Source organism: Sanguibacteroides justesenii (genome assembly GCF_003204205.1).
Lineage (GTDB): Bacteria > Bacteroidota > Bacteroidia > Bacteroidales > Marinifilaceae > Gabonibacter > Gabonibacter massiliensis.
On record NZ_QJPL01000009.1, the window covers coordinates 46,679 to 59,417 of the forward strand.

Genomic DNA, 12,739 nt, shown 5'->3' on the forward strand with positions numbered 1-12,739 from the left:
TAAAATCTAAAAAAACATTTTCAAAACACCATGTATAATCCGACCGTATAGGTCGTGGCCGAAGGATAAACCTCCGGTCTTCTATAACCGGTTAAGGTGATTTCCGGATCGAATCCTTTCAATTCGGTCCACACAAAAAGATTTTCTGCTTGCAAAAACAAATGCGCATGCTCTATTTTAAATTTCTGGGTCCAACTTTCAGGCAGGTTATATCGAACCTTCATACTCTTCAACTTTAAATAATCCCCGTCATACAAATACCGGGTCGAATTATAACGATCCCAACCATTATTTATACGGATCGGATTTTTCCCGGCCGGATTATCCGGTGTCCAACGATCCAATTGATCCCGCTCTATATTCCGATAGTTCCGGGCACCATCATTCTTCGTACTATAAAAACCGGTATAATCCAAGACCTTATATCCGCAGGCATAAGTAAACAAACATCTCCATTCCCAATTCTTATACCGCAACACACTTGTCAATCCTCCGCTAACCTTAGGCAAAGCACTACCTCTCACGTCCCGCGAACCTTTTGAATATTTTGTTGTCAGCTCCTTTTTCCCATTTTTTTCCACATGAACCCATTGCTGTTCGCCCGTCTGCCGGTTCACCCCGACCCATTCCCTTAAATACCAGGAATATATACTCTCCCCGTTCCGCTGTATCTGTAATCCGAGGTAGTCTCCTTTCAATCCGAAAAATCGATTCTTCAGGGTTGCCAGATTAAAATCAATACCCCAACTCCAGAATCTCTTTTTCAGGAAATCCAACTCCACGTCCAACTCAATCCCGGCATTGCACAATCCTGCTTCCGTATTCTCCAAGCGGCTGGAATAACCACTTACGTAGGAGAGAGGAACATCCTGCAACAAATTTGCCGTCACCCGGTAATAATATTCCAGATTCAGATGCATCCGGTTCAAAAGAACGGCTTCTACCCCCAGATTCAATATCCGGTTATTTTCCCAAGTCAAACGTTTATTGGCAATTGTTTCGGCGTTCAATCCCGGTTTACCGTTATATTCATAACCAAAAGAATAAAGGGAACGCCAACCATAAAGCTTCTGAGGCAAACAGCCGTTACTTCCGTAGCTGACCTTCAATTTCAATTCTTGTATCTTATCCTGCCGTTGCATAAATCGCTCCTGGGAAATCCTCCAGGCCGCCGAAACAGAACCAAAAAATCCGAAACGATAGTCGGGATGAAAACAAGAAGAACGATCCCCACGCAAAGAAACCGACAAATAATATTTCTGCCTGTACGTATAATTCGAATTAAACAACCAGGAAAACATGGCATAACCTTCTCCGCCGCCTCCTACTCTCGACACCTTGGCGGAAGCCGATAAATAAGGAAAGTCATCCGAGAGGAAACGTATTCCTCTGGCCGATATATACTCCTCCTTTACATCTTCCAGTTCAAATCCGGTATAAGAACTCCACTCGTGCCCCTTCCCCAGAACGGGACAATAGTAAAGTATTCCCGTACCCACGATTTTCCGGCGACGGGCATCCCGTTCGTAAAGAGCCCCTCCATCTTTTTGTCCATCTCCGAAATCCTTATCGTAATATTGACGACGACGGGCCATTAAAGCCGACAAAGAAACGGTTCCCCGAAAAGAAAGAGATCGAGACAACAAACAACGTATCCATCCCGAAGCATAAACGACTGTTTGCGGACGGGCATAAATGTTATATTTATTAACGGCTAACGGATTCATATTGCTATTCTGTCCGTACGGAAATTCCAGATTCAAAGATCCATCCTCTAAATAAACCGGAACGACCGGAGCCAAAGAAAGAGCCGTATACTGAGGCATGGCATACCCCATAGCATCCTGTCGCGGCCCTCTCTGATCGGAATGAGAAAGCATAGTCTTTATTCCCCAATGAAACGATTTTCCCGCGGGTTCCGAAGCAAAATTCACCCGTAAAGAATAACGTTTCAACTGACTTCCCCGAATAACTCCCTGTTGATTCAGATACTCCAGCGAAATATAGTAGTTTCCGGCAGGATCTCCTCCATCCATGGAGAAATTAATTTTTTGAAACGGAGCCAAGCGAGTCACTTTCTCATACCAATTGACATCCGGTAACTTTCTTCGATCCACCCCAAACAAATCCTCGTAATACCCCCCGTCTCCTCTTTTTATCTTAAAGACCTCATTAAACCTTTGTTGTGCGATATGATACCAATCATAATAGTTCTTCCCCTCGATCAGATAGTTTTCTTTATCCGCATACAACCGTTTCACCTCTTCAAAAAAATTATTTTTAGAGATCTGTTGGTATACTAAACGGTGCATTTCACCCTCCACCCATAAATCGGTAAACTCGTCTGCATTCACCAGATCGGGCTTTGCTCCGGAGAACAACGAAGACAACCCCAACTGGGCATCCAGGGTATAACGGGTCTTCCCGTTTCCGCTTCCCTGTTTTGTCGTAATAACGATAACACCGTTTGCTCCCCGGGAACCGTAAAGGGAAGCGGAAGCTGCATCTTTCAATACCGTAATATTAACAATATCCTGCGGGTTAATCGTGTTCAAAGGATTGATCGGATATTCATCGTCACCGGAGAGATTCATCAAATCCCAAACCATCCCGTCCACGACATACAGGGGATCCTTGGAAGCATGCATGGAACCTACCCCGCGGATTAAAACGGAATAAGCCACCCCGGGTTGTCCCGATCCGCCGACCAACGTACCGGAAGAGAGTCCCCGGATAACATCTTGCAACGAACTGACGGAACGCCCTCCTATATTTTCCGATCCGATAACCGTAGCCGATCCCGTGTAGCCGGTCCGTGCATACTGACCATACCCGGTAATGATCACTTCCCTCAAATGTTTACAATCCGGCCGCAACACCACGTCAACGGTCGCTCCTGCAGTAATCTCCACTTCACAACTTTCCATCCCGATAAAAGAATAAACCAATATCGATCGTCCCTCTTTCGGTACTCGCAAAGCGTAGCAACCGTTTATATCCGTGGCGACTCCGATAGAACTTCCTTTCAACCGTACGGTAACTCCCGGCAACACGACTCCCTCTTCGTCCCGTACGCATCCCCGTATCGTTCTCATTTTCATCTTTACAGGCTGCTTGTCGCATCGTCGAAGTACAAAAACCTCGTGACGGACATCATAACACAACCCGGTACCCTCGAGGTATTTATCCAGAATCGCCCGAACCCCCTTGTTTCTCTCTTTTACCCGGGACAGTCGTACCGATTCCACATCGGACGTACTATAAATAAAAATCAAATCGGTTTTACGCTGCAACTCCCAGATCAAATCCCGTAACATGACATCCTTCAGATTCAAATTAACCCGTTGCTCCTGAGCCTGAAGAGTTTCCCCCATGCTCAGAGACACCCAAAGCAATAGATATTTAATAAATCTTTTCATAAATGCTTCTGTTCGTCCTCGATCTTACGATTTTATTCTGGTTATCGATTACTGTAATTCTCCGGCATAAACCCGGTAGTATCCCTGACGCAAATAAGATTGTCCGAAACCCGTTTTCGGACAATCTCTCTACAAACAAGCAAATCTATTCACCCAAACTTACTGATAAGGCGCATAGCCCGGGTTCTGTTCTCCCCGGATATTGGGATTCGCATCCATCTCATTCTCCGGTATCGGATATACTACCTGAGGCAAAGTATAATCAATATTTTCGTTTGCAGCCGTCACACATCCTTTCCTTTCCCGTTTAAAAGGAATCGCCCGACGGAAACAATCCCAATAGGTATGTCCCAATAAAACCAATTCTTTGCGACGCTCCAATAATATGGCATCGATCAATTCCTGTTTTGTCAACAATCCTCCTTCAAACGTTTCGTCCGTCCGAGCTTCATGCACCTCATTCATATAATCCAAAGCCGTCTTTAATCCGTTGGGACGGCTACTCTCCGCGTAAGCTTCGGCCAGATTCAGATAGACCTCAGCCAAACAAACCACAGGAATATTATGTTGATAATGGGTAGGATCACCTATATATCTCCGACACCCCTTGCCTTTTCTATTGTCACAAATCAAATAACTCCGCACGTCCTTTGCATCCTTTTTTACGATATTCATCCACAACGAATTGATACTATAAGCAGCATATCCCTGCTTGGCCGAAACTTTTCCGTCCTTCGGATCTTCCGGATTATCAATTGTCGGATAGCGTATAATATAATTCAAGGCTGCCGTACTCAAATTATCCGTTGCCGTATAAGCCAACTCCCATATATTCTCCTTACAGAAAGGTTTATAATAATTCGTTTTGTACTCGCTATAATCCATCATCTTACTTTTTCCCCCTAAAGCCAACTCCCCTTCCGTGATCGCCTCTTCCCATTTCCCCAAATAAAGGTATACCCGGGAAAGCAAAGCACAAACGGCATAATAAGAGATCTCTCCCTGTTTTACCGGCATTCCCTTCAAACAAGTCTTCGCCTGATTCAACTCATGGAGAATTTTCTCATAACAAGTGGCTGCATCCGAACGACCGATAGGTGTAGTAATCACACTATTCAACTCCTCGATCGTCAAAACTACAGGTACTCCCTTCTTATATTTATCTTCGTACTTAGCCCCTCCCGGACAAGAGAAGATCGGAGGATAAGCAAACATCCGCATCAAATCGAAATAGGTCAATCCGCGTAAAGCATGAGCCTCTCCTTTTATCCGTTTTTTCTCTTCCTCATTACCGGGAACATTATCGATACGTCCGATGATATTGGTCGTAGCCTTTACCACGCCATAAAGCTGTTCCCACGTATCGATCGCAAATCCGCCGGAAGAAGAGGACTCCTGGTAACCATTCTCCCGTTCGAAACGGTTTCCCGTCCCGCTGTTTACGTAAAAGTCAGGGCCTTTTGCCGCCTCATAAGCATACACTTGGCGTCCATAATAATTTTCATGAGATATCGCATCATACACTCCATACAAAGCCCCCTGTACATGCTCCAATTTCTCGAATACAATATCTTCATCCATATTATCGTAAGGTGTCCGGTCCAAAAAGTGATCACAACCGGATAACATGACCACCAATATTCCTAATAGATATATCTTTTTCATAACTGTATCATTTTAGAAGTTAATCTGTAAACCTGCCGTAAACGTCATAGCCGAAGGATAATCGTCCGGATTACGATAACCGTTTAAGGTCATTTCGGGATCATATCCTTTCAATTTGGAAAGGGCAAACAGGTTCTCCGCCTGTACAAAAACTTTGGCGCTTCTCAATGTCAATTTATCCATCCAGGGTTTTGGAAAATCGTATTGCAATTTAATATTCTTCAATTTCAAATAATCTCCCTTATACAAGTACCGGGTAGAGGTCCAGCGACTCCATTTCTTGGAATTGATCCGTAGCGGATTTTTCCCGGTAGGATTATCAGGAGTCCAACGATCCAGCTGATCTTTTTCAATCGCCCGAATATCCCGGGCCCCGTCATTTTTCGTGGCCGTACGACCGGTATAATCCAACACCTTATGCCCCATAGCATAGGTAAACAGGAAACTCAACTCCAACCCCCGATACGAAACGGTACTGGAGAACCCTCCGTTTACCTTCGGAAGTGCCGTCCCCCGGATATCCCGGTCTGCTTCATCATAATCCTTGGTGATTACTTTATTCCCCTGATCGTCCTTTTTATACCACTGCTGTTCCCCTGTCTGCGGGTCTATACCGGCCCACTCCCTCAAGTACCAGGAGTAATAACTCTCTCCGTTACGTTTGATTTGAGTACCGATATCATCGTTGGTCAAACCGAAAAATTCATTTCTCAACGTGGCTATGTTGATATTAAAATCCCAATTGATCTGACGCTCCTGAACAATCGACGCATGTAATTCGATTTCCCATCCCCGATTTTTCAGCCCGGCAGAAGAGTTCACCAAACGTTCTTTATGTCCCGTTACGTAAGAGATCGGCAGATCTTGTAATAAATTTTCCGTCCTTCGGTTATAATACTCCACGCTCAAATCGATCCGATTGAAAAAGCCCATCTCCAAACCGATATTAAAGATTTTATTCTCTTCCCATGACAAGTCCTTAGAAGCAATTGCCGTCGGTTTTAAACCCAAATGTCCATTGTAATTATAGCCGAAAGAGTAACGGGAACGCCAGCTATAATAAGAACTCGGCAATGTTCCGTTTATACCGTAACTGGCTTTGACTTTCAGGTTATTCAACCAATCTAAACCTTGCATAAAAGACTCTTCCTTTATACGCCAAGCTCCTGATACGGACCAGAAATTACCTACCCGGTAATCTTTATGGAAGCGGGAAGAACGGTCACTTCGGAAAGAAGCAGAAAAGAAATATTTATTATCATAACTGTAATCTCCTTTCAACAGCCAGGAAAGCATGGAGTAACGATCTCCGTCCCCAGCGACCTCATCGGGTACGGCAGCCGCACTTAGATAAGGAAAATCGTCTGAAAGAAACTTCGTCGCTTCTGCCCTGATATACTCAGATTTCATATCTTCCCACTCGATTCCTCCATAGATTAATACCTCATGTACTTCGTTAAAGGTTTTTTCAAGATAGGCTAAATTAGTATTGGAGATCTTCCGTCGACGGGCATCCCGTTCGTATAAATAACCATCACTCTTTGCTCCGTCACCGAAATCCTTATCATAATACTGACGACGACGAGCGTGCAGATAATCAAGACCAAAAGTACTCTTTATCTTTAACCACTTCGTAAGATTAAACTGTAAAAAACCGGATGTCAATACTTTTGTCTGCGGACGATCGTAGCTATTGTATTTTGCTACAGCCAGGGGGTTCATATTCGAATTGACATTTTTGGGAAAATTGAAATTAAAAGATCCGTCCTCTAAATAGACCGGAACAACCGGAGCAAGAGATAAAGCCGTATAATGCAACATGGCGTACCCCAATGCATCCCGGCGGGGCCCCGATTGGGCGGAGTAAGTTAATTGAGTATTCAGCCCCCAATTAAAGAAATTGTCCGGATCATCGGAAGTCAAATTCATACGCAGAGAGTAACGTTTTAATTCGCTCGATTTCAAAACTCCCTGTTGATTGAAATACTCCAACGAAGCATAAAATTTTCCGACACGCGAACCACCCCGGGCCGAAACATTGATCTTCTGGAAAGGAGCCGTACGGGTCACCTCGTCATACCAATTCACATCAGGCATCCTGTCGGCATCCGCCCCGAACAGATCGGTATAGTACTCGTCACTATCCGCTCCTTTTTTGATTTTAAAGACGTCACAAAACTCGGTTTTGGCATCCGCATACCATTCGTTGTAATTTTTCCCGTCAAACTTATATCCCTCCTTGTCTTTATACAAATCCTTAATGATCGCAAAGAAATCATCTTCCTTGGAACAGGCAGCATATACCATCCGGTGCATCTCCCCTTCCAGCCAAAGCTCCGTAAACTCTTTTCCGTTTACCAACTCCGGTTTGGAGGCTTCAAACATTTTGGAAAAACCGAATTGCATATCAACCGTATATTGCGGTCTTTTCCCTATCTGGCCTTGTTTCGTGGTAATTACAATTACCCCGTTGGCTCCGCGCGAACCGTATAAAGAAGCCGATGCCGCATCTTTCAAAACCGTCATACTGGCAATGTCCGAAGGATTTAAGGTATTCAACGGATTGGTGGGGAACTCTGCGCTACCCGACATGTTGGCGGCATCCCAAACAATCCCGTCCACGACATAAAGCGGAGCATTGGAAGCATTCATAGAACTGATTCCTCTTAAACGGATAGTTCCGGAAACTCCCGGTTGTCCGGTCGAGGTTACTAACGTCCCCGGCGAATTTCCCCGCAATACATCCTGAAAAGAGGCCACCGGCCGCTCTTCGATCTTTCTTGCTGTCATTACGGTAGCCGAACCCGTGTACGCTTCCCGGCGGACGGTCGCATAACCGGTCACCACTACATCTTTTATTCTTGCCACATCTTCTTGCAATAAAATTTTCAACGTTGTTTCCGGTTTAGTGATTTTGATCTCTTTGGTCTTCATGCCGATAAAAGAGACCACGATAATCATCTCCTTAGATTTCGGAATTTTAAGTTCAAATTTACCGTCGGCAGCCGTAGCCGTACCGATTTGCGTTCCTTTTAAACGAACGGAAACTCCCGGCATCGGTTCTTTCGTCACACTATCGATGACCATCCCCTTTATCACCCAGAGTTCCGGCGCATGCTCGTTTGTCGTGTTAGCGGAGGGAAGGTTTCCCGCCGATAGGTCTGACAGACTCCAAATAACCACATAAAAGGCTAATCTCATCAGAAAAAAAACCTTTTTTAATTCTTTCCGTGTGAAAGAAATTCTTTTTTTTTCCATAACTTTGTGTGTTAAGTTTAACATAAGTTCTTGTTTTACAAGAACTGGAGCTACGCGATGTTCCCGCATCACGTAGTTTTTTATTTAGTCTTAGTATTCGCTTTTTCCAATACGACGGTGTTCCCCTCTACCTTCACCGTCACTTTACAGGTTTCCTCGAGCAACTCCAATACCGGAGTAATATCCCGGTAACGATTAAAACAACAACCGAACCGGATATCTTTTAAAGCTTCTTCCCGGAATTCGACCTTCATATCGTACCACCTGGCCAACTGCTCCATGATCTCTTCCAACCGCCAATCTTTAAAACGAAACAATCCCTCTTTCCAGGCAATAAAATCAGCTACATCTACCTCTTCTACTTTTGCTTCTCCGGACAATTTATTAAAGCTGACCTGCTCCGAAGGCTTCAGAAGGAATGATTTTCCCCGAACCTTCGCCGTAAAACGGACGCTCCCGCGTATTAATGTTGTTTTTACCTCTTCATCCTCCGGGTAAGCAGAAACATTAAATTTCGTACCCAATACTTCCGTTGACGTTTCTCCGGTCGTCACTATAAAAAGACGATTATCCTTTTCTACCTCAAAATAAGCCTCCCCGGTTAATTCAACTTCCCGTCTCTCTCGCGTGAATCGAACCGGGAAACGCAAGGAACTCATGGCATTAAGATGTACTCGGCTACCGTCACTCAACACTAAAAAATATTCTCCCCCAAGAGGGGTTTTTATCGTATTATATATAACCTTTTCTCCGCTCGTTTCTCTTTCATCCTTCCCCCGGTAATCCAACACGGAAGAGTCTTTACAAATCACCGTCCCATCGGATTCCTGAAAAGTAAAAGAGGAACGGGTTTCCAATGTAACATGCTGCCCGTCGGCTAAAACCAAGACAGCTTTAGCTTCACCCGGACGAATAAGCCGGGCTTGTCCGACCTTTTCATTCGGTCCTTCAGACAAACGAAAAACAAAATAGGATGCTACAAATAAAACAATCAATAAAGCCGCATAGGTCGTCACTCTCCTTACCGTTACAAACCGCCGATTGTCTATTCGTTTCTCCAGATCTTCCCAACGTTGTAATTTCCGGTAACGTTCGGCATGCTCGTTTCTACGGGCCAAATTTTCGGGAGAAGATAATCTTTCGAATAATCGCCGATGGGCAATATCCTCCTCTTTCCATGCTTCCAATAAAGCATGTTCCTCCTCGTTCATCGTTCCGGCTAACGATTTTGCGATGAAAGAAGCAATATCAAATTCCCGATGTAACATTTTTTCAGTTTTTCTCTATAACAACTGAAAGTCAAAAATGGGGTAGTTAAAAATAATTTTTTTTGCAGTTTTTTTATTGTACGCTGTGCATCAATAAGATAAACAAATAAAAATAATGCTTTAACTCTTCTCGCAAACGTCTATAAGCCGTCTTTTTTAAAGAGTGTACCGTACCGTCCGATATTCCCAATTCTTCGGCAATCTCTTTATTCGCCTTGCCTTCCATGGCCAACATAATCACCCGCCGGCACTGCGCCGGTAATTTTTGAATCGCTTGCATCAGCAACCGATAACTCTCCTCTTCTATTACCTCTTCCCCCCAAAGTCGGAAACCCTCTCCCGCCCAATCCCGATAAGCCTCCTCCACACGTTTATGCTTTATTTCATTGAGGGCCAAATTTCGGACAGATACGTATAAAAAAGATTTCACCTGATGTAAGTAATTAAAATTCTTTCGATTCTGCCATAATTTAACGAAACTTTCCTGGACAATATCGGCCGCCATTTCAGGTTCTTCCACGTATCTCTCCGCAAAAAGACACAAGGTCACGAAAAAATCGTTGAACAGACTTTTAAACACGGCCTTATCTTCTATATTTATCTTATATACAGACGAATACATGAAATTTTCCCTTATCTTTAATAAAACAACATCCTGACAACCAATGTAACATCAGACTCTTAAAAAGAACGATTATAAAGATACAAAACTAAACAAAATTTCTCATTATGCAATATTTACATGCGATGTTTATATGATTAACAATCAAAATATTACATTATTGAATAATAAACCACGGTCTACTTATACTGCCATCTCAAAAAAAGTTCGTTTTTTGAGATTCTAAACCGCCTTGTTCATTCTACATATCTATCATATTTTCAGAAAGTTACATCGCAAACGTATGCATAATTATATGTTGTATAAGATGTTTTTTAATCTAAACAATTGTACTATTTTTGCCCGCGTATCTTAACAACAGGAGTATAATAATTATATCTTAATCAAACGAAAGATGATTTATTCACAAGAGGTGCAACACATGTGTGTTGTAAAAAAAGGACCGGCTCATGGTCCGGCTCCCATTCCGGAAGAAGGAAAATGGGTACGTTCAAAAGAGATCAAAGACATTTCCGGTCTAACACACGGAATCGGTTGGTGTGCTCCGCAGCAAGGAGCTTGTAAGCTGACTCTGAACATAAAGGAAGGAATTATCGAAGAAGCATTGGTAGAGACTATCGGTTGTTCCGGTATGACCCACTCTGCCGCCATGGCTTCGGAGATTCTTCCGGGAAAAACTTTGTTGGAAGCCTTAAACACGGATTTAGTTTGTGATGCAATCAATACGGCCATGCGGGAACTTTTCCTGCAAATCGTCTACGGACGCAGTCAAAGCGCTTTCTCCGAAGGAGGTCTTCCTATCGGAGCCAGCTTGGAAGATTTAGGGAAAGGACTTCGCAGCCAGGTAGGAACCATGTTCGGTACGCGAGCCAAAGGAACCCGTTATTTAGAAATGGCTGAAGGATACGTTACCCGCATGGGATTAGACGAAGAAGGTGAGGTCATCGGCTACGAGTTCATCCATCTCGGAAAATTCACCGATATGTTGAAGAAAGGTATCGAACCCAAAGAGGCACTCGAAAAAGCAAAAGGATCATACGGTCGTTTCGCCGAAGCCGCTAAATACATCGATCCGAGACACGAATAAAAACGATTAATCGATTATGAGATTAAGTAATTGCAAATTACAACAAATCACAGAATCAGGTAATCACAAAATCACAGAATAATAAAAATCAACATGGCTTTATTTGAAAGTTACGACCGCCGGATTAATCAGATTAACGCGGTTTTAAACCATTATAACATAAAAAACATCGAAGAAGCGAAAGCGATATGCGACGCGAGAGGAATCGATCCTTACAAAATGTGTAAAGAAATTCAACCTATTGCTTTCGAAAATGCAGCGTGGGCCTACGTGGTAGGAGCGGCCATTGCCATTAAGAAAGGTTGCACAAAGGCGGCAGAAGCGGCAGAAGCCATCGGAGAAGGCTTGCAGGCATTCTGTATCCCCGGTTCCGTCGCCGCCGACAGAAAAGTAGGATTAGGACACGGAAATCTGGCAGCCATGCTGCTTCGGGAAGAGACAAAATGTTTTGCTTTCTTGGCCGGACACGAATCTTTTGCTGCCGCAGAAGGAGCCATCGGGATCGCAAAATCGGCCAATAAGGTACGCAAGCAACCGTTGAAAGTCATCCTCAATGGCTTGGGAAAAGACGCCGCTATGATCATCTCCCGTATCAATGGATTCACCTATGTTCAAACGGAATTCGATTACTATTCCGGAGCATTGAAAATCGTGAAAGAAAAAGCCTATTCCAAAGGGGAACGAGCCCAGGTAAGATGTTACGGGGCAGACGACGTCCGAGAAGGAGTAGCCATTATGCGTCACGAGGGAGTGGACGTTTCCATTACAGGCAACTCAACCAATCCGACACGATTCCAACACCCGGTAGCCGGAACCTACAAAAAAGAGTGTATGGAAACCGGGAAAAAATATTTTTCAGTAGCCTCCGGAGGCGGTACCGGACGTACCCTCCATCCCGATAATATGGCAGCAGGCCCTGCCAGTTACGGTTTTACCGATACGCTTGGCCGTATGCACGGAGATGCCCAATTTGCGGGATCCTCGTCCGTACCCGCTCACGTGGAGATGATGGGATTCCTCGGCATGGGCAACAACCCCATGGTCGGTGCAACAGTCGCCGTCGCTGTCGCTATCGAAGAAACAAAATAATTTACAATTAAACTATTCAGCCTGCCACAGCAGGTATTTTGTGGCAGGCTGAATCTCAAGTAAAAAACCGGTTTACTTCTTTTTACCGGTCTCTACCCGGAAAACCTTTTTACCTTCTTTGGTTGCCGACATGTTTATGGATTCGATTCGATCGTAAGAGAGTTGTATTTCTTCTTCCTTATTTGTTAACCCTTTCATAATTTTGACTCATTTATCTCAAATACAACTAAAACTTTTAGTTTGCGAACTAATTTATTTAGTAAAAAAACTAAAAAAGATTATTTAACGATAAGATAGACTTTTATATTTTATAATAAAAAAAGATCGTGAT

General features: G+C 43.7%; 8 protein-coding genes. 2 read left to right on the forward strand and 6 right to left on the reverse strand.

Going from position 1 to position 12,739, the window contains the following annotated elements; translation table 11 throughout:
- Positions 1 to 20: 20 nt before the first annotated feature.
- The 5 genes from DMB45_RS13045 to DMB45_RS13065 all read right to left on the reverse strand — a co-directional run bounded on the left by DMB45_RS13045 (position 21) and on the right by DMB45_RS13065 (position 10,232).
- Positions 21 to 3,419, reverse strand: coding sequence for a SusC/RagA family TonB-linked outer membrane protein (locus tag DMB45_RS13045; protein WP_110688837.1), 3,399 nt, complete (start codon positions 3,417 to 3,419; stop codon positions 21 to 23).
- A gap of 159 nt (positions 3,420 to 3,578) precedes the next feature.
- The gene (locus DMB45_RS13050; protein ID WP_059025327.1) at positions 3,579 to 5,084 is read right to left on the reverse strand and encodes a RagB/SusD family nutrient uptake outer membrane protein; all 1,506 of its coding nucleotides are present in this window, start codon (positions 5,082 to 5,084) and stop codon (positions 3,579 to 3,581) included.
- Positions 5,085 to 5,096: 12 nt separating this feature from the next.
- Positions 5,097 to 8,285, reverse strand: a complete 3,189-nt coding sequence (locus tag DMB45_RS13055) for a SusC/RagA family TonB-linked outer membrane protein (RefSeq protein ID WP_181416521.1) — start codon at positions 8,283 to 8,285, stop codon at positions 5,097 to 5,099.
- 137 nt (positions 8,286 to 8,422) lie between these two features.
- Entirely contained in the window at positions 8,423 to 9,610 is a 1,188-nt protein-coding gene (locus DMB45_RS13060) for a FecR family protein (RefSeq protein WP_110688839.1), read from the reverse strand.
- Positions 9,611 to 9,683: 73 nt separating this feature from the next.
- Complete coding sequence (locus DMB45_RS13065) at positions 9,684 to 10,232, reverse strand: RNA polymerase sigma-70 factor (RefSeq protein WP_059025324.1); 549 nt, start codon at positions 10,230 to 10,232, stop codon at positions 9,684 to 9,686.
- A 394-nt stretch (positions 10,233 to 10,626) separates the two neighbouring features.
- Here DMB45_RS13065 and DMB45_RS13070 point away from each other — a divergent pair, with 394 nt between their 5' ends.
- The gene (locus tag DMB45_RS13070) at positions 10,627 to 11,319 is read left to right on the forward strand and encodes an iron-sulfur cluster assembly scaffold protein (RefSeq protein ID WP_110688840.1); all 693 of its coding nucleotides are present in this window, start codon (positions 10,627 to 10,629) and stop codon (positions 11,317 to 11,319) included.
- 93 nt (positions 11,320 to 11,412) lie between these two features.
- Positions 11,413 to 12,408: a GGGtGRT protein gene (locus DMB45_RS13075; protein ID WP_059025323.1), complete on the forward strand. Its 996-nt coding sequence runs from the start codon at positions 11,413 to 11,415 to the stop codon at positions 12,406 to 12,408.
- 72 nt (positions 12,409 to 12,480) lie between these two features.
- Here the strand turns inward: DMB45_RS13075 and DMB45_RS15015 are convergent, their stop codons facing one another.
- Positions 12,481 to 12,606 (reverse strand): hypothetical protein, encoded by a 126-nt coding sequence (locus tag DMB45_RS15015; protein WP_262509671.1) that lies wholly within the window; start codon positions 12,604 to 12,606, stop codon positions 12,481 to 12,483.
- Positions 12,607 to 12,739: the final 133 nt, after the last annotated feature.